23 protein-coding genes are annotated in these 24,033 nt (G+C 52.9%); 5 read left to right on the top strand and 18 right to left on the bottom strand.

The genetic code is table 11. The features are described 5' to 3' along the window. Positions 1–14: 14 nt before the first annotated feature. Entirely contained in the window at positions 15–629 is a 615-nt protein-coding gene (locus QT230_RS16115; RefSeq protein WP_308323054.1) for an NAD(P)H-dependent oxidoreductase, read from the bottom strand. A 589-nt stretch (positions 630–1,218) separates the two neighbouring features. On the opposite strand from QT230_RS16115, the gene QT230_RS16110 reads away from it, so the two are divergent. Then, positions 1,219–2,139, top strand: a complete 921-nt coding sequence (locus QT230_RS16110; protein WP_308323052.1) for a UbiA family prenyltransferase — start codon at positions 1,219–1,221, stop codon at positions 2,137–2,139. Between the two features lie 72 nt (positions 2,140–2,211). Next, the gene (idi, locus tag QT230_RS16105) at positions 2,212–2,799 is read left to right on the top strand and encodes an isopentenyl-diphosphate Delta-isomerase (RefSeq protein ID WP_308323050.1); all 588 of its coding nucleotides are present in this window, start codon (positions 2,212–2,214) and stop codon (positions 2,797–2,799) included. 21 nt (positions 2,800–2,820) lie between these two features. Here idi and QT230_RS16100 read toward each other — a convergent pair whose 3' ends face one another. The 4 genes from QT230_RS16100 to gorA form a co-directional block, all read right to left on the bottom strand. Further along, positions 2,821–3,213, bottom strand: coding sequence for an ectoine synthase (locus QT230_RS16100; RefSeq protein ID WP_308323048.1), 393 nt, complete (start codon positions 3,211–3,213; stop codon positions 2,821–2,823). Between the two features lie 103 nt (positions 3,214–3,316). Further along, positions 3,317–4,585 carry a diaminobutyrate--2-oxoglutarate transaminase gene (gene ectB, locus QT230_RS16095; protein WP_308323046.1) on the bottom strand — a complete coding sequence of 423 codons (1,269 nt, stop codon included), beginning with the start codon at positions 4,583–4,585 and terminating at the stop codon, positions 3,317–3,319. 103 nt (positions 4,586–4,688) lie between these two features. Further along, positions 4,689–5,267 carry a diaminobutyrate acetyltransferase gene (gene ectA / locus QT230_RS16090; RefSeq protein ID WP_308323044.1) on the bottom strand — a complete coding sequence of 193 codons (579 nt, stop codon included), beginning with the start codon at positions 5,265–5,267 and terminating at the stop codon, positions 4,689–4,691. Between the two features lie 166 nt (positions 5,268–5,433). Further along, a complete protein-coding gene (gorA, locus tag QT230_RS16085; protein ID WP_308323043.1) occupies positions 5,434–6,816 on the bottom strand; it encodes a glutathione-disulfide reductase in 1,383 nt (460 codons plus the stop codon). 186 nt (positions 6,817–7,002) lie between these two features. Between gorA and can the strand changes: the two genes are divergently transcribed. Next, complete coding sequence (can, locus tag QT230_RS16080) at positions 7,003–7,650, top strand: carbonate dehydratase (protein WP_308323041.1); 648 nt, start codon at positions 7,003–7,005, stop codon at positions 7,648–7,650. A 26-nt stretch (positions 7,651–7,676) separates the two neighbouring features. Here the strand turns inward: can and QT230_RS16075 are convergent, their stop codons facing one another. The 7 genes from QT230_RS16075 to QT230_RS16045 form a co-directional block, all read right to left on the bottom strand. Continuing rightward, positions 7,677–8,204, bottom strand: coding sequence for a cytochrome c (locus tag QT230_RS16075; protein ID WP_308323039.1), 528 nt, complete (start codon positions 8,202–8,204; stop codon positions 7,677–7,679). 41 nt (positions 8,205–8,245) lie between these two features. Further along, positions 8,246–8,890 (bottom strand): peptide-methionine (S)-S-oxide reductase MsrA, encoded by a 645-nt coding sequence (gene msrA / locus QT230_RS16070; protein WP_308323037.1) that lies wholly within the window; start codon positions 8,888–8,890, stop codon positions 8,246–8,248. Positions 8,891–8,901: 11 nt separating this feature from the next. Then, on the bottom strand, positions 8,902–12,903 hold the full coding sequence (locus QT230_RS16065; RefSeq protein ID WP_308323228.1) for a translocation/assembly module TamB domain-containing protein: 4,002 nt from the start codon (positions 12,901–12,903) through the stop codon (positions 8,902–8,904). Positions 12,904–12,996: 93 nt separating this feature from the next. Beyond that, positions 12,997–14,850, bottom strand: a complete 1,854-nt coding sequence (locus QT230_RS16060) for an autotransporter assembly complex family protein (RefSeq protein ID WP_308323035.1) — start codon at positions 14,848–14,850, stop codon at positions 12,997–12,999. Between the two features lie 59 nt (positions 14,851–14,909). After that, the gene (locus QT230_RS16055) at positions 14,910–15,743 is read right to left on the bottom strand and encodes a hypothetical protein (protein WP_308323033.1); all 834 of its coding nucleotides are present in this window, start codon (positions 15,741–15,743) and stop codon (positions 14,910–14,912) included. A 9-nt stretch (positions 15,744–15,752) separates the two neighbouring features. Next, the gene (locus QT230_RS16050) at positions 15,753–17,045 is read right to left on the bottom strand and encodes a nucleotide sugar dehydrogenase (protein ID WP_308323031.1); all 1,293 of its coding nucleotides are present in this window, start codon (positions 17,043–17,045) and stop codon (positions 15,753–15,755) included. Between the two features lie 12 nt (positions 17,046–17,057). Next, positions 17,058–17,234 carry a hypothetical protein gene (locus QT230_RS16045; RefSeq protein WP_308323030.1) on the bottom strand — a complete coding sequence of 59 codons (177 nt, stop codon included), beginning with the start codon at positions 17,232–17,234 and terminating at the stop codon, positions 17,058–17,060. 151 nt (positions 17,235–17,385) lie between these two features. Between QT230_RS16045 and ubiG the strand changes: the two genes are divergently transcribed. Beyond that, positions 17,386–18,129, top strand: coding sequence for a bifunctional 2-polyprenyl-6-hydroxyphenol methylase/3-demethylubiquinol 3-O-methyltransferase UbiG (ubiG, locus tag QT230_RS16040; protein WP_308323029.1), 744 nt, complete (start codon positions 17,386–17,388; stop codon positions 18,127–18,129). Beyond that, positions 18,130–18,798, top strand: coding sequence for an HAD-IA family hydrolase (locus QT230_RS16035; RefSeq protein ID WP_308323028.1), 669 nt, complete (start codon positions 18,130–18,132; stop codon positions 18,796–18,798). It abuts the gene before it with no gap. A gap of 61 nt (positions 18,799–18,859) precedes the next feature. On the opposite strand, the gene QT230_RS16030 is transcribed toward QT230_RS16035, so the two are convergent. The 6 genes from QT230_RS16030 to tolR all read right to left on the bottom strand — a co-directional run bounded on the left by QT230_RS16030 (position 18,860) and on the right by tolR (position 24,023). Continuing rightward, entirely contained in the window at positions 18,860–19,621 is a 762-nt protein-coding gene (locus QT230_RS16030; RefSeq protein WP_308323026.1) for a YciK family oxidoreductase, read from the bottom strand. 33 nt (positions 19,622–19,654) lie between these two features. Further along, the gene (gene ybgF / locus QT230_RS16025) at positions 19,655–20,452 is read right to left on the bottom strand and encodes a tol-pal system protein YbgF (protein WP_308323024.1); all 798 of its coding nucleotides are present in this window, start codon (positions 20,450–20,452) and stop codon (positions 19,655–19,657) included. Positions 20,453–20,533: 81 nt separating this feature from the next. Then, the gene (pal, locus tag QT230_RS16020; protein ID WP_308323022.1) at positions 20,534–21,073 is read right to left on the bottom strand and encodes a peptidoglycan-associated lipoprotein Pal; all 540 of its coding nucleotides are present in this window, start codon (positions 21,071–21,073) and stop codon (positions 20,534–20,536) included. Positions 21,074–21,113: 40 nt separating this feature from the next. Further along, complete coding sequence (gene tolB, locus QT230_RS16015; protein WP_308323020.1) at positions 21,114–22,400, bottom strand: Tol-Pal system beta propeller repeat protein TolB; 1,287 nt, start codon at positions 22,398–22,400, stop codon at positions 21,114–21,116. Next, positions 22,400–23,572, bottom strand: coding sequence for a cell envelope integrity protein TolA (tolA, locus tag QT230_RS16010; protein WP_374694476.1), 1,173 nt, complete (start codon positions 23,570–23,572; stop codon positions 22,400–22,402). Before tolA ends, tolB begins: the two co-directional genes overlap by 1 nt. Before the next feature lie 7 nt (positions 23,573–23,579). Beyond that, entirely contained in the window at positions 23,580–24,023 is a 444-nt protein-coding gene (gene tolR / locus QT230_RS16005; RefSeq protein ID WP_308323016.1) for a protein TolR, read from the bottom strand. Positions 24,024–24,033: the final 10 nt, after the last annotated feature.

The raw sequence follows: 24,033 nt of genomic DNA, 5'->3' as shown, positions 1-24,033 counted from the left end.
GCTGGGCTTTCACGTTATGGTATTTCGTTAGTCAGTACGCCAGCCCTGGTCAGTGCAGCCTGTGCCTGGTTCCATGCGTTGGCGATAGCGGGTTCACCAAACGCTAAACCCTGCAGATACACGAAGTGGATATTCTGGATACCGATGGTGTTGAGAATAAGCGTGAGGTAGGGAGTAAGAAAATCCGGCTGCGGGTTATCTCCTTGCAACATGCCACCAGCGCTCACCAGCACAGTGGTCGGGCGATCGTGCAATAATCCCTGCTTGCCCTCAGCCGAGGCGATAAAGGTACGGTTAACACGCACCACATGATCTATCCAAAGCTTCAGCGCCGCCGGTACGCTGAAGTTGTGCATTGGCGTCGCGATTAATAAACGGTCACTCTGTTCCAGCTCACTAATCAACTGCTCGGACTCTGTCAGGGCAGCATCAATTCTGTCACCGATGTTGTGGCTGGCCAGCGCAGAGGCATAACGGTGAGTCAGAGGCGACAGCGGGGCGGCTAGCAAATCACGCTCTACCAAACTCACCCTGGAGAATGTTCCCTCTGTCAGAATTTTTTGAGCCAAGCGATAGCCTAACGCATACTTACCATGCGGGCTGGCGTGAATGAATAAGATGTTATTCATGAAACTCTCTTCTTAATGGCAAACTGCAATGCTAAACCACGCCGGATTGCGCGGAAGGTGTCATTTAGTTTGGAATTTTTGGAGAGAGAGCTCAAACAAAGAATTTGGAAGATACGGACCCAAATCGCATGCATCAAAATGGATAGCCGTATTATTTAACATAATATATATTATGCGAATACAGTGGTAATTCCGGTATCTTGACATCAGCTCGGCGGCCTTCTACGGTAAGTTAAAACTTAATAATCCTTATCTTAAAAACAAAATCGCAAGAAGCCGAGCATAATTCCAAGTGCTAAATCTTATTCCAAGTGCTAGACCTTTCTGGCTTGACCAGCCTGGAACAGAAACGCGGGTGCAGGGATCCAATGAATAGCTGTCTTGGCTGTTCTGAAATTGGCACATCCATCAGCCGAATTGAGGCACAGCACGCAAACAGTCTCGAATGCCCTACACGGCTATTATGTCGAAGAATTGGGACATTTGACGTGTTCTGGAACATCGACTTCCCGTCGCCCCCCACGAAAATGTAGCAGCGAACAATACGCCGCACGCGGCAGGTCATTGAGGCTCGCAGGGGATAACACTAATGAATACGACAGAAGAACAAGGCGTTAGCGGTACGTCGACATTAGCACTGGCTCGGAAATGGATACGCGCGGAGGCCCTTATTACGTGGCGCATGGTCCGCGACAACTTGCCCATAGGCATCTTTCCCGTATCCCTGTTCGCTTTAAGTTCTGGCATTGGCGAAGGTCTGAGCGGCGCAGACATATTGGAAAATGCTAGTAAAGCCCTAGTGATCGGATTTCTATTTGCTTACGTATATGATTCTTGGGGCCAAATCCACTCACTCAAAGAAGACGCGTTCAACAAACCATATCGCCCTATCCCAGCAGGCCTAGCCACTCCTCAGAGTCTACAACAGCGCGCCTGGATCGGCTCAGTTTTATATATTGTGATGGTGTGGCTTCTCGGCCTTTGGGTATGGGCATTATTGTGGCCATTTATCATCGTGGTGCAGTCTCGTTGGGCTCCTGAGCGAGGCTATCTGTGGTGGAAACCTGTAAGCAATTACATCTGTCAGGTTTTAATGTTCGCCACCGGGTGGCATCTTTCGACCAGCCTTGATGCCAGCGCGTGGTCTTGGATTCTAGCTGTGTCAGCCTACTTTACTTTAGCCTACGTCATCGAAGACGTTCGCGACATAAAGGGAGACAGGGCTATTGGACGCATCACTCTGGCCATAGTATTAGGCCGAGCTTTTATATGTCGTTTTTTCGCCGTATTCATGATATTTCTGCCAGTCTTTTATTTTGTGCTGGCTCGCATGTCCGGCGCAGATGATTGGAGAGGCTTGCTGGCTGCAGTTATTATCGGTGCTCTATCCTGGACTTGCGCCGCCCGTGCACTTTGCCTGCAAGGTCACGACGCCGACAAGCGAACGTATCTATTATACTGCCTCACATGGGTCCTGACCTGCGCGTCCGCCCCGCTCCTGCTGACGTAAGCGCAAGGGCATGAGCGCGGCCATAGGCAGTATGGCGGAAGTTTTAATCTATATCGGTTGGGGGGAAACGCCATGAGCACGAGTATCGATGCAGTTGTCGCCGACATCGTCTCCTTCGACGATGAACCGCTAATTTTGGTCGATTCGGACGATAATGTGCTCGGTCACATGCTCAAGGCCCAAGCCCATGCTGGCGAGGGTGTTCTTCACCGCGCGTTCTCGATCTTCCTGTTCAACAGTGTGGGCGACGTGTTGATGCAACAGCGTGCCGAGTCCAAACAGCTCTGGGGCGGATTTTGGTCGAACAGTGTGTGTAGCCACCCGCGTCGCGGCGAGACCATAGCTGAGGCCGCTAAACGTCGGTTGCACGAAGAAATCGGTGTCGACGCGGATGTCACCTGGTTGTACAAATTCGAATACCAAGCCCAGTTCGGCGACATCGGGGCCGAGCATGAGCTCTGTTCGGTATTCATAGCCTGTTCGGATGCACCGGTGGTGGGTAATCCAAACGAAATCGCCGACTTCTCCTTTATGTCGCCCGAACTACTCGACGTGGCATTGACCGAGCATCCGGATAACTACACGCCGTGGGTCAAGCTCGAGTGGCCGCGCATTCGCGACGCGTACTGGTCTACGGTGGTCGATCTGCTGAACGGCTAGGGTCGCCCCAGCCGACACAGTTTACTCTGATGCTGCGTAAGAGCCATCTTCCTGGTGAACTTCATTGCCGGTAATCGGCGGCGTGAAGACACACGCAACGGTCATGCCTTTCTCTTTACCGCGTAATAGATGCTCGTCATGCTGATCAAGGAGGTAAATATCACCGGCTTTGATTGGCCAGATTTTGCCGTCAGCTAAAGTTTCGACTTCACCTTCACCTTCGTAGCAAAATACCGCTTCATAGTGGTTTTTATAGTGAATGTGGGTCTCAGTACCAGGAAAAATACGGGTAATATGGAACGAAAAACCAGCATTATCGTTGGCCAGAACAAGGCGTGTGCTATCCCAGTTACCGTTTTCAGCGGTCACTAGACGTTCTGTTTTGCGCGCTTCTTCAAGATTACGAACGATCATAGGAGTACTCCGTTGCAAAGCGGCTGGCGACTACCAGCCGCGATATCTCTAACCAGGATACGTTAACTGACACTTTATCCTAGCACCAAATACTAACGCCTAATTACTCGCTAATAACAGCCTTAACGCTCATTTCGAGAATATCCAGGCCTTCAAGCAGATCTTCATCAGTAATCGTTAACGGGCACAGGCACTTAACTACTTCGCCGCCCTGGCCGCTGGTTTCAATCACTAGGCCATGCTCAAAGGCCTTGCCGGTGATTTTATCGGCGATATCACCCGATACCACGTCAATACCGCGCATCAAGCCACGGCCACGTTCAGTGGCAGGCATACCGTTTTCGGTAAGTAGCGCCGCTAGCTTTTGGAAACGCTCTTCAACAATGCATCCTTTGCGCTGAACATCGCGCTCAAAGGTGTCGTTGGACCAGTATTTTTTTAGTGTGGCAGTGGCCGTTACCATTGCCAGGCTGAAACCACGGAAGGTGCCGTTATATTGGCCCGGTTTCCACTTATCCAGCTCTGGTCGCATCAGCACATGGGCGAACGGTAAGCCAAATCCAGAAAGTGACTTTGAATTGGTAATAATATCGGGTGTAATGCCCGCATGCTCAAAGCTGAAGAACTTACCGGTACGGCCACAGCCAGCTTGAATGTCATCAATAATCAGCAGAATGTCGTGAGCGCGGCAGATGCTCTCCAAACGCTTCAACCAATCCAGGCCTGCAACGTTGATACCGCCCTCGCCTTGTACAGTCTCAATGATCACGCCAGCAGGAATATCCAGGCCACCAGACTTGTCGCCCAGCAACTTTTCAAAATAGTCCAGGGTGTCGGTATGCTCACCCATGTAGCCATCGTAAGGCAGGAAGCTAGCGCCCTGGGTTGGGATGCCACCAGTCGCTTCACGGAACTTACGATTACCCGTGGTGGCCAGCGCTCCCATGGTGACACCGTGGAAGCCGTTGGTGAACGTGACAATGTTGTGACGACCTTTAGCAACACGCGCCAAACGAATAGCCGCTTCAACCGCGTTGGTGCCCGTTGGGCCAGGCAGGTGCACTTTATAATCAAGCCCGCGTGGTTTGAAGATGATTTCTTCGAGCGTTTCTAAATAATCGCGTTTGGCATTAGTCCACATATCTAAACCGTGAACGACACCGTCAGTCGACAGATAATCGATCATTGCCTGCTTCATATGCGGATTATTGTGACCGTAGTTCAGAGTGCCCGCGCCGGCGAGGAAATCAATGTACTCACGGCCGTTCTCATCGGTCAGGCGCGCATTTTGCGCTTTGGTAAATACCACCGGAAATGAACGAGAATAAGTGCGTACATTGGATTCCATGCGTTCAAGCGTCTGGGTCTGCATTAGCGACCTCCTTAGTTAATCATTTTGCCTTTCAGGCACTAGCTGCTATGAGCAGCATAAGCGGGAAAATCATGAGCTGGAGACTCATAGGCTCAAAGCCGCATTAGATGCGGTCGGTTTGAAATGGCCCAATACGAACCAGATTCTCCGGGTCATGCTCGCCACCGAGCTGTTCGGTAGAGAAGTATTCGCGGCTGTTGAGTGGCGCATGCCAGCGCGCGGCCAACCGACGAAATAAGCCCCATGAAGCGAGGTTGTCAGGCGTGATGGTTGTTTCTAAATGGTGCACATCGTCAAGCTCCGGGCGCGACATAATCGCTTCTACCAAACGCCGCGCAAGCCCTGTACCACGTGCTTTTTCACCCACGGCCACTTGCCAGAGGAAAAAAGTATCTGGGGCGTTGTCCTTGACGTAACCAGAGACAAAACCAACTACGTCGCCCTCTTCATTAGTAGCTACGGCACAGGTATCGCGAAACTGAGTGGCGAGCAGTAGATAAGCGTAGGCAGAGTTTACATCCAGCGGTGGACAAGCCTTGATAAGCTCATATACCCCCCAGCCGTCGTCCGCATTGGGTTTGCGAATATAAAGCGGCATATCCGCATGACCCACCACGGCATCTGCAACCGTCGGTCGAGCAAGATCAGCAGAGGGCGTAAAAGGTTGTATCGGCGTGCTCATAGTTATGCTTCGCTGTTGCGAATTTGGTGATTACTATAACAGCTGATTATTACCAATTCAAAAATCATATTATTGCCTACGCCCTCTTCCATAATTATTTGTTATGAGGCTGAGATTTAAAGCCCCAGCGGTTTACATATAGGCAGTTAATTTTACACACCAGCGCCTAGGTGCGCGTAAGCGTCCGTAGCGTCACGAACTCCTCCGCCCCGGTAGGATGTATACCCACAGTGCGGTCAAAATCATGCTTAGTCAGGCCTGCACGCACGGCGATGGCGACTCCCTGGATAACTTCACCCGCCTCCTCACCTACCATATGGGCGCCCACTACTACATCCGTTGCATCGTCCACCACCAGTTTCATTAAGGTGCGTTCTTGGCTACCCGATAGCGTGTGCTTCAAGGCACGAAAATCGGTGCTGTAAACGCGAATATGGGTGAATTTTTCCCGTGCTTCTTCCTCGGATAATCCGACGGTTCCAATATTGGGGTGGCAAAAAACCGCCGTTGGGATGGTTGTGTAATCTAGGGGTTCTGGGTTTTTTTCCGTAAAATGATAGTCGACAAGCTGCATCGCCTCGGCCAGCGCGACGGGCGTTAATTCAGGACCAGCGATTAAGTCGCCAAGTGCTAAAATCGACGGGAGCGCTGTTTCAAAACGCTCATTGACAGGGATTTTGCCCGTTTCATCTACACTCAACCCAAGCGAGTCAAGGCCGAGATCTTCGATATTGGCCCTACGCCCAGTCGCTGCCAGTATCACATCCACCTCCAATACTTCGCCGGTAGTGAGATGGACGTTATAGGCACCTTGGTTTGGCTCAATGCGCTCAATGTTGGTGTTGAAGTGTAAATTAACGCCCTTTCTTTCCATTTCGGCGCAGGTGAATTCGCGTACCTGTTGATCAAAGCCTTTCAAGAATAGCTCGCCGCGGTAGATAAGGTGCGTCTCACTACCCAGCCCGTTAAAGATACTGGAGAACTCAACCGCAATATAGCCGCCGCCTAGTACCAGAAACCGATTAGGAAAGGTGTCCAAATCAAAAATCTGATTTGAGTCTAGGGCGTATTCACTACCGGGAAATTTGGGAACCCACGGCCATCCGCCGGTGGCAAGCACAATTTTATGCGCGGTCACCGTCACTTCTCCTTGCTCGCTCGTTAATTTGATCGTGTGTGCGTCGACCAATCTTGCTCGAGCATTAAACAGCGTTACCCCGGCACCCTCTAATAGGCGCTGATAAATAGCGTTCAGGCGCTTTATTTCGCTTATTTTGTTATCGCGCAGCGTCGCCCAATCAAAATTGGCAGGGCCAGGTAATTGCCAGCCAAACCCGGCTGCATCGTCAAAGCTGTCATGAAAATGGGCTGCGTAGGAGTACAGTTTTTTAGGTACGCAGCCAACATTGACACAGGTACCGCCTAGGTAGCGGTCTTCAGCTATCGCTACATTCGCGCCAGTTGCTGCTGCCATACGCGCGGCGCGCACGCCACCTGAGCCTGCACCGATAACCAGCAAGTCGTACTCATATTCAGAAACGTCTGCCATCATTTGCTCCTGTGGGGTTAATATACGTGCCGCCTAACGGCCATATAAAACTGTTGAACTAACTATTAGGGGAGGTTAAAACCATCTACTGATATTTTATACTGTCCAATGTCTTATACTTACTAGGATTTGATATTCCGCATTTCGATCAGCGACTTAACTCTATTTAACCTTGCTGGAGACTTTATGTCTGACCCTATTGCGACCCTGCTGGACAACAACCGAGCCTGGGCTGAGCGCATGTGTGAAGAGGACCCTGAATACTTTAAGCGCCTCTCCGATCAGCAAAATCCCGACTATTTGTGGATTGGCTGTTCAGACAGTCGCGTACCCGCTAACCAAATTATTGCGCTCCCTCCTGGGGAAGTATTTGTTCATCGTAACGTGGCTAACCTGCTTCACCATACGGATATGAACGCCCTCTCGGTGGTTCAATATGCGGTGGATGTACTTCAGGTCAGCCATATTATGATTGTCGGTCATTATGGTTGTGGCGGCATTAAGGCAGCCATGATGGGAGGCGAATGCGGCGTGGTCGATTATTGGCTACATTCAGTACGCGAGCAGTACAATCATCATCGCAACTCGCTGGACCATCTTTCGCTGGAAGATCAAATCGACCGCATGTGTGAGCTTAACGTCAAGGCCCAGGTCAACAGTTTGTGCCGTACCAAGATTTTGCAGCGCGCTTGGCAGCGAGGCCAGCAAATCTCAGTACATGGCTGGGTCTATGGGTTAAGCGATGGTCGTGTCAAAGACCTCAATTGCACCATTACCGGCTTAGAACAGGTAGAAACACTCTACCGCATTGATCGTATCCAAAAAGGGGACTAAACATCTTCTCCACGCCTGCCGCTTCGCTAGTCGTAGCGGTAGGCGCGATGACAGCTTTTACAGCTCGCACCGACCTCTGAAAACGCACGTGCTAAGTTACGCGGGTCATCTTGCTCTGCTGCATTAACTAAAGCAGTAATTTTATCTTCGAGGTCGATAAAACCCGCGGAGAAGTCATTCCACTCTTCCCAAATAGAGGTTCGCGCCTCGGAGCCACCACCATGGGTGCCTGCGATAAAAGCGGGTAGTAGATTGCTTGCCGTAGCGCGCTCTTGAAGCTCAGCGAGTCGTGGTGCAGCAGCCTCAGTTTCTTGATTGTTAACTAAGTCAAAACGCAGTTGCCGCACCAGGCTTTCGATATCTTTGAGCTCTTCACGACGCCATACCACAGCTTCGCGCTCGCTTGTGAAGCGTGTATCGCTGACGGCATCGGACATTGCCAGCGTACTTTCCATCCCTTCTTCAGCCCAAGCAAGCGGCGCACATAGCACTACCAAGGCAGTGCCTATGGCGATACGGAGGAAGTCCCAGTTCGAGGAATAGCGCTGCTGCATAGAGGCTTCCTGTCGGTAAGTTGCCGGGTGGAAAAACGCTTTTAGCCGATTGGGCAAGTAACACCGGTTCCTTTTAACCCACAGTAACCGCCAGGGTTTTTATCAAGATACTGCTGATGGTATGCCTCAGCATAATAAAATGTTTCCAACGGTTTAATTTCGGTAGTGATACGCCCTTTACCCGCTTTGTCGAGCGCCTGCTGAAACGCTGCAGCGCTCTGCTCGGCGGCTGCTTGCTGAGCCTCAGTGGTGGTAAAAATCGCTGAGCGATACTGCGAGCCAATATCGTTACCCTGGCGGTTTCCCTGTGTAGGGTCGTGTTGTTCCCAAAACACCTGCAGCAAGGTTTCAATATCCACTTGCTGCGGATCGTAAACCACGCGTACCGCTTCGGTGTGGCCCGTGCGCCCGGTGCAGGTCTCTTCATACGTAGGATTACGCGTTTCGCCACCGGCATAGCCAGCCGCTGTAACATAAACCCCCGGCAACTGCCAAAACAGCCGCTCTACGCCCCAGAAGCAACCCATCGCTAAGACGATCTCTTCATAACCACTGGGGAACGGAGGATGTAGCGAGTGACCGTTAATGGTGTGGACATCGCTTGTCTGAATAGGCTTGTCTCGCCCAGGCAGCACGCGGTCCGCACCTGAAACCGTACTTGAAACTGTATTCGAAAACAGTGACATATCGTCCTTACCTATTGCTGTTGGATGATGTCAGGATCACCCGGTCGGGTGAACGTGTAGATTAAATCTACCGCTTGGCTGGTACCCGACACGGCCTGAACATAGAGGTTACGCCATAGCGTATAGCGTAGAGTTAGTTCTGCAATTGGCGAGAAAATTCCCACGCCATAGCTAATCCGAAGATCGTCTGTCAATTGCCCGCTTAAGGCAACTTGGCTATTGTCGCCAGCACCGGCAGTATCCAGAGTTAGATCATCTATACCGAAGGCTTCACCAATCGAACCAACCGCACCGCCAGTACGCCCTAATGACATGCCTATCAAAGCCGTTGTCAGTGCGCTGTCAACACCGCCGGAAGCATCAGGTGCACGACCGCGCAATAGGTAAGATAAAGCGCGCGACTCATCCATCGCCGGTTCTGAAAAGATCAGCACATTAGGTTCTTCGGCACTGCCTGTTACCCGTAGGCCCGCGATCACCTCATCTTCGGTAATGTCTGGGTTACGGATGGCTTCGAAGTCGAGGATGGGCAGCGCCGGCGGGCCGCTGAACAGTAACCCACCGCGGCGAATGAGCAGGTCTTGTCCGAATGCCTGAAAGCGCCCGTCTACTAGGTTCACATCACCAAACAGCTGTAACGCTCCGCCGCTTTGGCGAATTTCAAGCGCCCCCCCCAATCCAGACTCCAGGCCGTAAGCCGAGATCTGCATATCGCTTCCCAGCGTTAACGTCACCAGAACATCAAGCTCCATCCCGGTAGCAGCCAGTTCATCCGCGGCACTTGGATCATTACCGCTGGCGGCCGCTCGCTGGGCCTCTATTTCAGCCTGGCGATCATCGCGCTCGGTAATAATGATCTCGTCGCCGCTGGGCGAGACAGCCGAGGACCCCATTTCACCAATTTCAAGCCGTGCCCAGGGTAGATTGACATCGCCTCTGACTTGCAACCTCTCCGGCGTCACGTGAACGCGGATATCCGGCGCCGCTTCCAAGCGACCAAACTGCGGCAATACAATCAAAATGGGCTCTTGAACGGCATTGAGATCAACCCCAATCCGCCAATCGTCATCACTTGGCCAGTAGGCGTCGCCGGTTATTTCTAAACGTCCGCGCTCCGCTGCTAGAAACCCGTCGATATCGCCCTGTTCGCCATCAAAGGCAACTACAAGTTCACCATCTTGAACATCGACAGGGATATCAGGGCCATTGACACTGATACCACGCAGACCAAGCTGGCCTTGCAAATCAGGTTGCGTCGTCGTGCCACTAATCTGAACATTGCCGGTGAGATCGCCCTCTAGCCGATCCATACCTACCACCATGGGCCGATACGGCTCAAGGGACACACCCTCGGCGCGCAGCTCACCGCTTAATTCTCCTACTCCCATAGGGTCACTAACCGATAGAGTTAGGTTCAGGTTTCCCGCCTCAGCCAGGGATAGTGCCACATCAGCATCCGCCTGCGCTTGGTTAGCCTCAATCTGAGCATCTAAACTGATTTCAGGAAGCGCTACGGGTTGGCCGAAGTCATTGACCGCAGTGATCGCCAGCTCACTTAGAACTTGCAGATTGGCCTGCCATTGAGCCCCTCCATTACGCCAGTTGGCGGTGAGGTCCGCGGTTGTGTCGCCCTCCAACTGCCACTCTTCCGGCAAAAAGGGCTCCAGCATTTCCATAGGTACTTCACGCACCGTGAGCACCGCATTGCCCTGTTGAGCCGAGGCATTGATGTCCTCTTCGGAGCAAACCAGGCCACCCTCTTCGCGCCGCAAGCAGAACGGTGACAAACGTGCTTGGCCATTGGCCATGTTGTAGCGCAGGTCTAATGGCGCTTCGAGCCGAATATTGCCCGCATCAGAGTCGACTTCCAGCGGCGTAACTTGCGCCTGATAGAGCTGAGCCTGCTGGTCAAAACGGCCGTCAAGGGCAAGCAATGCACGACTTAGTACGTTGTTTTCAGCTCCCTGAGCGTCAACCTCAAGCCGATGCTGAGAGAGTCGCCCTGAGAGGTTGGCTTGCAGGGTGGAAAGTGACTGGCCGCCCGCATTAACGTTTTGTAGGGCCAGTTGAATATCGAGAGCGGGATCGTCGATGCCCTCAACATTGGCCTCTAAGCTGAGCTGCTCTACACGGTTTTCAGCAAAGCGCACGCCATTGCCCTGTAGTTCAGCGATTAACTGCGGCTGATTAACGCTACCGCTAGCCTCTAGCGTGCCGATAATAGTGCCTGCTAAGTCGGGCGATAGAGTTTGCAGCTGTCGCAAGGCAATATCCGCGTTCAACGACATGGCCTGCTCACTGATTTGTCCAGTTGCCTCTACGCGATTATCACCTTGGGTAAACAGCAGCTCATCAATATCCACTTCCAGGTTACTGTTAGCATCAAACGCTGCCTGCAGCGTTAACGGGTATTCTCGTAATTCACCGTCAATGGCTAAGTTGGGCACACTAATCGCCCATTGATCTTCTTGTTGGCGAAGCGCTAGCTCAATATCGCCATCCAAATCGCCGTCAAGCTGATCAACGAAGTGCGCAGGGTCAAACTGGTCCAGGCGAATGCGGGCGTTGACCTGTAACGGCGTTAGCCAGTTAATACTGCCTTCGCTGCGTAGCGAGCTTTCACCCACAGCTAAGGTGAGCGGTTGCCAACTAAACTGCTCTAGATTCCCCTCGCCAGCTAAGTCTATTTGAGTGCGCGGCAGACTGGGGCCTTCAACGGCCATGGCGAGCTGGGCGCGATAATCGCTGAGATTGCCCGTCAGCTGCAAATCCAGATCATCGACTACGTAAGGGTCTGCGCCCTCTGCATTGCCCTGTTGTGAATCGACCTGGTCTGAACTGCTCTGCTCGGTGCTCTCGCCTTCAGTTTCTGGCGTTTTGGCCGGTAGCGGCCACTGCACTTGGTCACTTTTTACATTCAGTTGAAAAGGCAGCGTAGGCGCTAACGCATCCACTTGACCACGCAAAGACGCGTTGATCGGGCCCGTGGCATCTAGCTGCGCTTCGAGTGCATCCAGTGAGCCCGAAAGCGTTAACTCAAGCGTTTCGTTGCTCTGCTGCTGAAAGAGTTCAGGCATCAGCTCTGGCAAGAAAAACTCAACGTTTAAGCGCGCTTCAAGCGGGTAGCTGTCGGTTAGCGTGGCACTTGCGGCTAACTCCGCCTGAGCATCCGGCGTCACGACAGAAAGTTGCTTAATCTCAACGTCACTGCCTTGGGTGAGAAGCCCGAACTGCAGACGTTCAACGCGATACTCAGCGGCCCCTTCCAGGCGGAAATCATTAAGGGTGAATTCAGGCAGTTGAATATCTACTGGCAGCGTGATATCGGGTAACTCCAGACGCTCTCGGGCTTCAAGCTGCTCCTCGGGTGACTCGACTGCGAGCACCGCTTCTTCTGGGGACTGATTAAGCAATAGAGCGCTATCAATGGCCTCGGCATAAAGCGGCGTTTCAACGCCTTGGGTTAGCAACACGCCTGCTGAGGGTGGCAAAAAGACCCGTGGCTGCTCTAGATGCGTTGGCGCTAAACGTACTTCATTACCTTCGGCCACTGCCGCTGAGCTTAACGATTGCCACTCAACCTCGGTACCGTTGGCAAGTCGCAGACTGACGTCATCAAGTCGCAACGAGCGTAACTCGATCGGGAATGGAAAGCGGATAGCCAGCGGTGCGCCCTCGTCTTCCGGCGGCGCCTGCTCACTTGATGGCGCTAACCGAATATCTGCGCCTACCACTCTGAGGGTGTCGATACATAACCGCCCGGAAAGCACGCAGTCATCCGCCCACTGCAATTCAAACTCATCGACGGCAATGCGAGTTCCTCCCAGCTCCAATTGAAAGTCTTCAAGCTGAAAATGATCGAGCAGACCGCCCTCATGATGCGAATAGGCAAAAAAATCACGCTGCTCACCTTGGGATAGCAACACGCTGGTGCCCCAGGGCGACAACGCTCCCCCGACGATTAACGCTGCAATCCCAAACAGCCAAATAGGCACTACGATCACGAGGCGTATAAGGCTCCAAATGAACAGCCACGTGCGATGTTTAGGAGATAATTTGTGGCGCTTATCAGACGTAGATGGTTCAACCTGAGACAAGTCGTTCTCCTAAAATTCCGGTCCGATGGAAAAGTGCAAACGCCAAGGGTCTTCATGGTCAAAGGGATGAGCAACGTCAAAGCGAATAGGGCCCACTGGCGAGACCCAGCGCACACCGACCCCTGCGCCGGTTTTCAGATCATCCGGCCCCCAGTTGTCAAAGGCATCGCCATTATCGACGAACGTGGCCCCCCACCAATTGCCTGTTACGCGACGCTGATACTCAAGGGTTGAGGTCAGCATTTGCTGTCCACCACGCAGACGCCCCTCTTCGTTGCGCGGTGAGAGGCTTTCATAGGAGTAGCCACGCACACTGCGGTCACCGCCGGCAAAGAAACGTAACGATGGGGGCAGCTTATCAAAATCATCGGTTTCGATGGCGCCCACACTAATACGCGCCAAGAAGCGATTATCATCGCCGATTGTGCGTATCCATTCGGTATCCCCTGTCATTCGAGCAAACTGAGCGTCAGAGCCCCACACAGTATCCGAGTACTCTAACGAGAGCTGTTGGCGGTCACCCCATAAAGGAAACCGCTGAGGGCGTGTGCGCGTCCGTGACCACTGAATGCCAGGATAGAAAAGCCATACCTGATCGGCTTCGCCCCCCTGTTCAAAATCCTCATAGGTAGTACGGAAATAGATCGATTGAACCCAGTCATTATCAAACTCCCAGCGCCGCGCCACTTCGACGGTCGCCTCTAACGACTGGGTATCGCTATCGTCGATATTGCGTACACCGTACTGAAGCCGATAGCTATCGCGAAGGGGATCTTCAAGGGGAACGTTATAGACCCCGGTAAAACGCTGCTCCGGGGCGGAGAGATAGAGGTCATGGTCAAGACTATGACCGTAACGATTGATCCACGGCTGCTCCCAGCCAAAGCGTAACCGCGGGCCGACATCAGTGGCGTAACCAATACCCACTTCAAACTGATGACGATCGGCAGGCTCGACGCTGACATCAATAGGCAGTTGCGTGTCGCTAGGCTTATTAAGGCTTAGTGCGCTGGTTAAAGCAGCCGCAGTGACACGGGGACGCTCAGGCTGCGATGCGGTTGCTTCACTCCACCAAGGGGCGCCGCCACCGGAGGGTGATATAACCAGCTCTTGGGCCGTCTCAAGACGGGGGCGCACCGAGACAGAACTAAACCAACCGGTTTCTGCGAGGCGTTGATTATACTCTGCCAGCGTCTCGGCCAAATAAGGCTCATCCGTTTCAAATGGCTGCATGCTCCTTAGCCGATCGATTTCAATATGGCTGCCAGTGATTGATGTTTTGCCAAATTTGTAGCGAGGCCCGCTGTTAAAATCCATATACAAACGCGCACTTTTCAAGTATGGACGCACCTCCATACGCCGATCGGTAAAGCCCCAATCAAAGTAGCCACGCTCAATCGCCAAGCCTGAAAATTGTCCGCGCAGTCTATCCCAAGGGGCATGCCTCAGCGCATCGCCCTCTTTAAGAGGAAAGTCTTCAACGGCTTGTTGAAATGGAGGGTCACTACTGGCGTCACCTTCTACATTTATCGACAGGATTTCAATTTTCACCTGAGGCCCTGGCTCTATTACAAGCTCTACGCGTTCGTCATTGACACTTTTGAAGCTTATTTCTGGCTCGTAATAGCCATATACTCGCATGGCTTCCTCAGTGCGGCGACGGATCTCACCTTCTAGACGCACCTCGGTATATTGCTCTGCATCAATGCCCTCAAGATAGGCTTGGATGTTGCTTTCAACGCGCTCAGAAACACCTTCAATGGTTGCATCTAGTGCCCACACTCCTTGTGATGCGTATAGCAATGGAAGCGCTACAAAAAATATGCGTCCCGTGGCTAGTATTCCTTGCCGTTGTGTTCCCATACTTAATTTATCCTAACCTAAATCAACGTTTTCATCGCTTTAGCATTGCAACGTGGCGTTTAACGTAACATTTCCAACTGAGCGCTGAAGGCAAGCTGTGCTTGACGCACTTGGCGCACATCGCTTTCTAACGAATTGAGACGTTGTGACCACTGTTGCTCTAATGTTTTTAGGGCTTGTTGATCGGCAGGCGCCTCTAAATTTGCCATTGATGCGGCGAAAGAGGCCTCTAAATCGTCAAAACGTGCTCCGATCGCGTCTCTTTGAGCTGCTAACTGCTCCTCCCATTCGCTGCTGACATTGTTTATCTGATTATTCAGTGCGGATAAGCGCTGGTCATTCAACTGTTCTAGGTGGGCAATTTCCTCGACAAGGTTTCGCCGACCCGATGTCCCCACTTGCTCTAACGCATCAAGCGATTCCCGCATTGCCAGCAGTTGGCTGTCGCGTAGCTCCGCCTGCTCTTCGAGTTGGTCAAGTTGCTGCAGCAGGGAATTTATCGAATCGCTGGAAGCCATGTCTTCATTCATGGTGAGCAAGCTATACAGCTCTTCACGGGTATCGGTTAACGAAATAGACAGCTGCTCTTGCTCTTGAAACAGGGTTGACATCTGAGCTTGCACAAAGGTTATCGTATCTTGTACGTCAGTGTCATCCGAATCCAAGCGAGCGTGAACGTTGGACACTTCGCCACTGACCCGATGCAGTTCACTTATCAGTCGCTCGCGTTCGTACCAAAGTCCAGCCGCCGCTGCGACTAATAGTGCCGTAATTAATAGCAAGCATAGCCACAAAGGCCACAGCGTCGGGCCTTTTCGATGACGCAAGTGTTGGGCCGTCAAGCTTTGATCCACATCGGGCACAATGCGAGAGGATCCGGTGGCGTCTGGCATGACATTTCCTCAAAAAGTCTTCGGGTCGGCACGGCGGCCTATACCTCGGTACATTAATCCACAGCTGGCAACAAACTCTGGATCGTAAATATTACGCCCATCCAAGATGAGTTTAGCGTTTAACAGCGAGCCTAGTCGGTGCCAGTCAGGGTTCCAATAAGTTTTCCATTCAGTGACCAGCATCAGGGCATCGGCCCCCTCACAGGCTTGATAAGGATCATGGATAAACGTGTGCAGATCTTCTCGGTCGCCTACCAAAGCATGCAGTGCGGGCACTGCAGCCGGGTCATGCAACTGCACTTTAACGCCCTGCGCCCAAAGTGCTTCTAATAGCGTTAGAACAGGGGCTTGATCGATGCGAGCAGTGCCTGGTTTAAATGCGGCACCCCAAATCGCTACGGTTTTACCGGCTAACTCGCCTGCAAAGTGAGACCATAGTTTGCGAAACAGGGTCTCTTTTTTATGTTCGTTAATATCCATTACCTGCTCAAGCAGCGCTGAATAACGCCCGCTTTGCAGCTGTACATCGGCTAAGCGCATCAAGTCCCGTGAGAAATTAGGCCCGCCAAAACCACAGCCTGGGTACAAATATTCAAAGCCAATGCGTGAATCAGCGCCCATTCCCTGACGAACATGCTCGACATCCACTCCTAGGGTATCAGCCAAGCCAGCAATTTCATTCATATAACTGATACGTGTGGCCAGCATGCCGTTAATCGCTAACTTGGTGAGCTCTGCCGCCCGTCTTGGCATGCACTGAAAGACTTCGCTGCGTCGATTAAAGGCGCGTAATAGCTCCCGGACCACCTGCTCACCAGTCGCATCATCGCAGCCCAATAGCCGCCTGGTGGGGCGAGTAAAAGAGTCCCAGGCGCGGCCCTCTTCCAGCGTGTCGGGAAGCGCTACGCTAGTGTGTTGAGCGCCCATCAAGGCGTGTAACCGCTCGGTCTCCCCCACCGGAAACGTAGAATTATTGATCAGCACAATACCATACTGATCAGCCAACAGAGGGTTTTCAAGCAGTGTGCTAGCCGAGCTCCGTTGTCCCGGTGATAACGCCAGCCAGATCACTTCAGGAGAGACGGCATCCGCGATCTGCTCAATCACTGTAAGCGTGCCATCTGTCATGCCCTGCTCGAGATACTCCATGAGGTGAGGCTCGCTGCGTAACCATTCCACTTGAGAAAGCGTTGACCATGGCGCATCAGAATGGGGTAACCACTGCACCTGATGGCCTACCCAAGCCAACGCTGCGGCAGCCGTGGCCGCACTTAATTCGCTACCGTGAAGTAACACCCGCATGCGTCACTCTCCTTAGTGGTAACGTGATAGAAAAGTTTGAAAGGCTTGGCCAACGCCAGGATGACGACGGGCGTAAGCCACGATGGCTTCAAGATAGCCTAGTGGCTGGCGACAATCGCCGGTATGGCTCGACGCCGGTAAGCAGCGGTTGCCAAACCCGGCGACTGGAAGTACGGCCTTACGAATCATAGCGAGGTCCTTTTCATGCGTTCCGACACAGGAGTAGTTAGAATGTCCATAATACTGAAGGCGTGGATGGATGCCACCACGCTATTGAATGATAACGAGTGCTTACGCGTTCCTGCACCGCTAAATACTCAATGACAACAGGAGTCACAACATGCAAGCGACACCACAGGATAGCACTGCTGATCACCTGCAAGGCAACGTAGATACAGCGGAAGTTGCCAAATTCGAAGCACTCGCTAGCCACTGGTGGGATCCGCAGGGTGAATTTAAGCCTCTTCATGACATTAACCCCCTACGCCTTGATTTTATTGATGCCCGTGCGGGACTCGCTGGAAAAAAAGTCATCGATGTCGGCTGCGGCGGAGGCATCTTAAGCGAATCGATGGCGCATCGTGGCGCCAAGGTAACCGGGATTGATCTTGGCGAGGCGCCCTTAGCGGTTGCCCGACTCCACGCCGAAGAGCGCGGCGTTAACGTTGATTACCAACATATCAGCGTGGAAGCCATGGCCGTTCAGCAGCCGGGGTTTTACGATGTGGTGACCTGCATGGAAATGCTTGAACACGTTCCAGACCCAGCCTCGGTAATTCGTGCCTGCAGCGCATTGGTTCGCCCAGGTGGTTATGTATTTTTTTCGACGCTGAATCGCACGGCCAAATCTTACGCGTTTGCCATTTTAGGCGCTGAGTACGTGCTTAAACTGCTACCGCGAGGCACGCATAATTACGCCAAGTTTATCCGGCCATCAGAAATGGCCGGGTGGTCCCGGGAGAGCGGTTTGGAAGTGCGAGAGCAAACGGGTCTTACGTACAATCCGGTAACGCGTCGTTATCGCTTGGTCAGCCATGATGTATCGGTCAACTATATGATGTATTGCCGCAAAGTGAGCGCTTAAATGCCGATGCAAGAGCCCCAAGCGATCCTATTTGATTTGGATGGCACCCTGGTCGATACGGCTCCCGATTTGGCTAACGCAACCAATGCACTGCGTCTTTATCATGGCTTAGCACCGCTGCCCTATGAGGTGATTCGTCGTCAGGTTTCTAACGGTGGCAGTGCGCTGGTCACCCTGGCGCTAGGGTTGGAAGCCACAGCCGATGGCCATGCCCAAGCACGACAGTATCTGCTAGATGCTTATGAAAAAGCCGTGGCCGTTCATAGCCGTGTTTTCTCACCGCTGGATGTGTGGCTGAACGACTGGCATAGCGATCAACGGCCCTGGGGTATTGTGACCAATAAACCGCGCCGTTATACACTGCCACTGCTAGAGGCACTGGCGCTGCAGCCAGGCGCGCTTCTGTGCGCTGATGATCTTAGCGTTAGAAAACCCGCCCCTGAACCACTATGGGAGGCAGCACGGCGTCTGGATGTTAAACCCGAACAGTGCTGGTATGTTGGCGATCATTCACGCGATATTGAAGCTGCCTTAGCGGCAGGCATGACCGCCGTGGCAGTAGGTTATGGCTATATTAGCGAAGAGGATAACTACCGGCAGTGGCCTGCCGATTTATGGTTCGAAGAGTGTAAGGCCTTGGTTGATGCCCTCGGTGCGTTCAAACGCTAACGAACCTAAATTCACAACAACTCGCGGACATCAATATTCGCCATGGACAGCGTGGTAACCATTAAACCCGTGGCGGTTGGGCGTCGAGCTTTTGGCCGCTGGTACCGGTGCTGTCCGGCCCCATTAGCCATAAGTAAGTTGGCATAATCTCTTCTGGCGTGCGCAGCGTGAAGGGATCTTCACCGGGGAACGCGGTTCGCCGCATTTGGGTACGCGTAGCGCCTGGATTGAGCGAATTGACTCGGATATTGGATTGATTTTCCAGCTCATCGGCCAGCACGTCGACAAACCCTTCAGTGGCAAACTTAGAAACTGAATAAGCGCCCCAATAGGCTCGGCCTTTACGCCCAACGCTGGATGAAGTGAAAATTACCGAGGCGTCTTCTGACTGCTGTAATAGCGGCAACAGTGCCTGGGTCATCCAGATGGGCCCGTTGATATTAACCTGCATCACCTGTTGCCAGAGCTCGGGGTTATACTGTTCAAACGGCGTGATTCGGCCTAGCAGTCCTGCGTTATGCAACAGGCCATCTAAGCGTCCGAATTCTTTATCGAGCGTTTCTGCCATATCATGAAAATCTTTGGGCGTAGCGCCTTCAAAATTGAGTGGAAAAATAGCCGGCTGAGGCCCACCAGCCGCTTCAATTTCATCATACACTCGCTCTAACTTGGCGATAGTGCGCCCCAATAGAATCACGGTTGCCCCATGCTGGGCATAGCTTAATGCTGCCGCACGGCCAATTCCGTCCCCTGCGCCGGTTACCAACACGATGCGATTTTCCAAAAGGTTGGGCGCTGGTTGATAGTCGATCTTGCAGCTCATGCTGATTCCTTGAAGCAAAAATAGATCAAAATATTAACTAGTTGACTGGCGTAAAAAATCATTGGCAAGACCCGCTGCACTGCTTTGCGGGTAGTCATCACGCACTTGCTCAAGTAGCTCTCGACTACGCTCTGCTTCGCCTTTACGCGCCTTCACCAAGCCTAATTTATAGATCGCGTCAGGCACTTTACTGCTGCCGCTATACTCCTCAAGCACACGGCTAAATGCTTGGTCGGCGGCATCCAGCTCACCCTCTGCCGCGTATAGCTCACCCAACCAGTAGTGACCATTGGCCGTTAGACTAGTATCAGGGTGGTCGCTAACAAAGGCTTCAAAAGCCGCAATCGCCTCGTCAAAACGGCGCGCCTGAACATGCGCAAAAGCCGCTTGATAATCGGCTTGGGCGTCTTCACTGACATTACGGCTAGAGGGCGCATTGACCACTTCCTCAGCGGCTTCAGGCTCTACCGCTGGGGTTGACTGCTCAATCTGGGTTGGGCCACTGCTCATCAGACGATCTTCGATATCAAGATACTGCTGCTGCGATTGACGACGCAGTTGTTCCAACTGGTGACGCAGCTCTTCAATCTGACCACGCAACTGTTGGATTTCCTGCTGGTGCTCTTGTACTTGATTAAACAGTACAAGATTGCCAGTGGATGCTTCTTGTCGCTGCGTCTGGTCGTAGAAACCGCTGCTGCTTGAAGAAGCATTAAGGTCTTGAACGAGAGGCTGTTGGGCGATCGCCGCAAGAGGCAATACGGACAGCGGGAGCGCTAAGGCTCCCGCACCGCACAGCCTCTCAATGTAACGCTTGAGACTGAGATTCATGATAACTCCGGAGATGTTAAACGGCGTGCAGTTAGCCGCACGCCGAATTCATCAGTGGTTAAGCATTCAACTGTTAAATACTCAGTAGTTAAATACGACGCGACGATTCTGAGCGTAGGCGCTCTCACCTTGGCCATTGACGGCCGGACGCTCTTCTCCGTAGCTGACAACGCTCATCTGTGAAGGTGAGACACCCTGAATATTCAGGAAGCGCTCTACTGCACCGGCACGGCGCTCACCCAGCGCCATATTGTATTCACGGGTACCGCGCTCATCCGTATGCCCGTGGAGAACCACTCGGGCGTTGGGGTTGGCACGTAAATAACGCGCATGGGCCATGACCACGGACTCGTATTCGCTCTTAATCGTATCGCGATCATAATCGAAATAGATCGTGCGTACTTCTGGGATGCGTGAATCAGCCTGCTGACCAGCACCTGAGCCAGAAGTGGAGCCATACTGGCTGCCCGTGCCAGTACCCGAAGTGCTGGAACCGGTCGTACTACCATCCTGGCTACCGTACGAATCACCGTCTTGGGTTCCGCCGGTGCTGGAACAGCCAGCGATTACTACGATAGAAAGCGCTGCTGCTAATGAGCGAGCCAACGGTTTGAGTTGCATAATCAGACTCCTTGCCTGAAAACTAAAATTTCGATGTTAATCAATTTAAGAAGGGTGACCAAGCTGGATCACGTACATCACCTTGTGCTGATGGCAGTCTAAACGACGACCGGCCATCGGCAGAAACAGCACTGAGCACACCGCTATTACCCTGTTGGGTAGCGAAGATTACCATGGTCCCGTTCGGCGCAACACTAGGAGATTCATCTCTTGTTGATTCACTTAATACCACTAAGCGGTCACCGCTTAGGTCTTGCCTTGCGACTTGATAACCGCGACTAGAACGGTGGATCAGAAATATCTGCTCACCATCAGGCGAATAGCGCCCACGCGCGTTGTAGTTGCCGGTATATGTCATGCGCTGAGCCTCACCACCACCCATTGAGTACTGGTAAATCTGAGGGCCACCGCTGCGATCAGACGTGAACAGCAAGCTCTGGCCATCCGGCGCCCAAGCGGGTTCGGTATCAATGCTGTTATTATTGGTAATGCGTTCAACTGAGCGATTAGCGACATCCATAATGTAGATTTCAGGCTGGCCATCTTTAGACAGCGACATAGCGATGCTGCGCCCATCTGGTGACCACGCTGGCGCACCGTTGATACCTTCAAACGACGTCGCTTTAACACGCTGGCCTGTCGCTACGTCTTGAATATAGATAGCCGGACGCTCAGTTTCAAAAGAGACATAAGCGAGCTTGGTGCCATCGGGTGACCACGCGGGCGACATAATCGGCTCGTCAGAGGTCAGCACCTGCTCGCTACGGCGGCCATCGGCGTCGGCAACGTAGAGACCAAACTGCATATCGTCACCGACACCTTGGGCAGTGACATAGGCGATTTTAGTCGAGAACGCACCGCGGATATCGGTGATCTCTTCAAAAATTTGATCACTGATGTAGTGAGCAGCCCCGCGCAGATCATTACCCCTAACGGTAACAGTTTCACCCATCATCCGGCGCTGGCCGCTAATATCCATTAGCTCAAACTGCAGTTCAAAGCCGCCATCAGTCTGCTCTGCCGTGCCTACCACCAAATAGCGCACGTCAAGAGAACGCCAAGTGCCAAACTGCACATCGTCAGACTGGCTAGGTTGCTCAAACATATCGCCGCGCGCCAATGGGGCAAAATAGCCACTGCGCTCAAGGTCATCTTGAACAATCTGTGCGACGTCTTCAGGCAGGCCGTCTGAGCCTGCGAAGGGCACAACGCCTATCGGCAGCGCTTGATCGCTGCCTCGCGTAATTTCAATCGTTAAGTTGGCACTTGCCACACTGCTCACAAATAGCAGCACACAGAATAGCCATATTTTGTTCAAGCTTTGCATCAGCGAACATCCCCCGGGGTAAATCGCAGATTAAACTGACGTAAATTACGCTGCTGATCGGCTGGTAAATCTCGCAATTCACCAAACGGTGCAGCATGTTCAACGGCCTGCATAACAGACCGATCAAAAGCACTATCGCCGCTTGATGACACAATCGACGTAGCCAATACCTCGCCTGATGGCCCTAGCCGCACTTGAAGCGTAGCACTCATCGAATCACTTGCACCGGCAGGAATCAACCATGCCTGCTCGACGGCTCGACGGACAATATTGATAAAGCTGTTGGCCGCCTGCTCAGCCTGTTGAGCATTAGCCGCTGCTTCGGCTTCGCCTGCCAACTGGCGCTGCATGGCTTCTTCTGCAGCCGCCTCAGCCTGGCGTTGACGCTCTGCCTCTGCTTCACGACGCTGCTGCTCTTCGGCTTCACGCTGTCGCTGTGCTTCGGCCTCACGCTCCCGCTGAGCTTCCTCTTGCTCACGGAGACGCTGCTCTTCGGCCTTGCGCTGGCGCTGAGCCTCTTCCTCTTCACGTTGCTGCTGCTCCTCGGCTTCACGCTGGCGTTCAGCCTCTTCCTCTTCACGGCGCTGCTGCTCTTCGGCCTCTCGTTGGCGCTGAGCTTCCTCCTCTTCACGTTGCTGCTGCTCTTCAGCCTCTCGTTGACGCTGAGCTTCTTCAACTTCACGCTGTCGCTCAGCGGCTGCTGCCGCTTCGGCCTCGCGCTCGGCGGCTTCTGCTGCCTGCTGCTCGGCCTGTTCTGCGGCTTCTGCAGCACGCCGCTGGGCATCTGCTTCTGCAGCCGCACGCGCTTCTTCCAACGCCTGCGCCTCAGCCTCTTCCGCCTGTTGAGCAGCTTCTTCGGCTGCCAGCTCGGCGGCGACTTGCTCCTCATTTGCTGAGGGCTCTTCACTAGTTACCGGTTCTTCTGGCGCTTCAGGCTCTGCGGCAGGCGCGTTCATTGCCGCCTGTTGCTCCGTTGCTTGCTGAGCCTGATCGGTAAACGTTTCGGTACTCACCAGCGTCGCTTGAACAATGGAGGAGCTATCAGGCTCAGCCGTTCGGCTGGGTAGACTAATCAAGCTAAACAGCACAATAGCGACATGCACGGCAATCGCCAGAACAGTTGGCCATTGATAGCCAACATCCTGAGGATCACGAGAGGATTTCACTGCCATGTGCGCTTTACCCTTCCCCATCTTGCGACGGCTCAGAAAGCAGCCCCACGTTAGCGACACCCGCGCCTTGCAGCGTACTCATCAACACCACAATCTGCCCATAGGGAACATTGCGGTCTCCGCGCACCATTACCGGTGTACCTGGGCGGCGTCCTAAAATCGTAATCACACGCTGAGACATTTCATCCAGCGTGACGGAAGTAGAATCTTCTCCCAGGGATATGAAATACCCCCCTTCACGGTCGACAGAGATAACAATCGGATCATTCTCCTCCGGGTTTTCAATTGGCTCGGAAGTTACTTGCGGCAACTCAACTTGTACGCCCTGGGTTAGCATAGGCGCGGTGATCATGAACACCACCAGCAGCACCAGCATAATGTCGATGAAAGGAACAACATTAATTTCCGCCATCGGCTTGCTTTTACTACTACGATTGAACGGTCCTTGCATGGCTGTCTCC

The organism is Halomonas sp. SpR8, from assembly GCF_031010195.1.
GTDB lineage: Bacteria > Pseudomonadota > Gammaproteobacteria > Pseudomonadales > Halomonadaceae > Vreelandella.
This window is presented reverse-complemented; position numbering and strand designations above follow the sequence as displayed.

Coding starts and splice junctions, on each gene's coding strand:
- tolA (WP_374694476.1), bottom strand. CDS start 23,572: ATGGCAGTGAAATCCTCTCGTGATCCTCAGGATGTTGGCTATCAATGG.
- gorA (WP_308323043.1), bottom strand. CDS start 6,816: ATGGCAGACGTTTCTGAATATGAGTACGACTTGCTGGTTATCGGTGCA.
- QT230_RS16050 (WP_308323031.1), bottom strand. CDS start 17,045: ATGCGGGTGTTACTTCACGGTAGCGAATTAAGTGCGGCCACGGCTGCC.
- QT230_RS16035 (WP_308323028.1), top strand. CDS start 18,130: ATGCCGATGCAAGAGCCCCAAGCGATCCTATTTGATTTGGATGGCACC.
- ybgF (WP_308323024.1), bottom strand. CDS start 20,452: ATGAATCTCAGTCTCAAGCGTTACATTGAGAGGCTGTGCGGTGCGGGA.
- can (WP_308323041.1), top strand. CDS start 7,003: ATGTCTGACCCTATTGCGACCCTGCTGGACAACAACCGAGCCTGGGCT.
- QT230_RS16115 (WP_308323054.1), bottom strand. CDS start 629: ATGAATAACATCTTATTCATTCACGCCAGCCCGCATGGTAAGTATGCG.
- idi (WP_308323050.1), top strand. CDS start 2,212: ATGAGCACGAGTATCGATGCAGTTGTCGCCGACATCGTCTCCTTCGAC.
- ectB (WP_308323046.1), bottom strand. CDS start 4,585: ATGCAGACCCAGACGCTTGAACGCATGGAATCCAATGTACGCACTTAT.
- QT230_RS16030 (WP_308323026.1), bottom strand. CDS start 19,621: ATGAGCTGCAAGATCGACTATCAACCAGCGCCCAACCTTTTGGAAAAT.
- QT230_RS16110 (WP_308323052.1), top strand. CDS start 1,219: ATGAATACGACAGAAGAACAAGGCGTTAGCGGTACGTCGACATTAGCA.
- QT230_RS16055 (WP_308323033.1), bottom strand. CDS start 15,743: ATGCCAGACGCCACCGGATCCTCTCGCATTGTGCCCGATGTGGATCAA.
- ectA (WP_308323044.1), bottom strand. CDS start 5,267: ATGAGCACGCCGATACAACCTTTTACGCCCTCTGCTGATCTTGCTCGA.
- QT230_RS16075 (WP_308323039.1), bottom strand. CDS start 8,204: ATGCAGCAGCGCTATTCCTCGAACTGGGACTTCCTCCGTATCGCCATA.
- tolR (WP_308323016.1), bottom strand. CDS start 24,023: ATGCAAGGACCGTTCAATCGTAGTAGTAAAAGCAAGCCGATGGCGGAA.
- QT230_RS16100 (WP_308323048.1), bottom strand. CDS start 3,213: ATGATCGTTCGTAATCTTGAAGAAGCGCGCAAAACAGAACGTCTAGTG.
- QT230_RS16045 (WP_308323030.1), bottom strand. CDS start 17,234: ATGATTCGTAAGGCCGTACTTCCAGTCGCCGGGTTTGGCAACCGCTGC.
- pal (WP_308323022.1), bottom strand. CDS start 21,073: ATGCAACTCAAACCGTTGGCTCGCTCATTAGCAGCAGCGCTTTCTATC.
- tolB (WP_308323020.1), bottom strand. CDS start 22,400: ATGCAAAGCTTGAACAAAATATGGCTATTCTGTGTGCTGCTATTTGTG.
- msrA (WP_308323037.1), bottom strand. CDS start 8,890: ATGTCACTGTTTTCGAATACAGTTTCAAGTACGGTTTCAGGTGCGGAC.
- ubiG (WP_308323029.1), top strand. CDS start 17,386: ATGCAAGCGACACCACAGGATAGCACTGCTGATCACCTGCAAGGCAAC.
- QT230_RS16060 (WP_308323035.1), bottom strand. CDS start 14,850: ATGGGAACACAACGGCAAGGAATACTAGCCACGGGACGCATATTTTTT.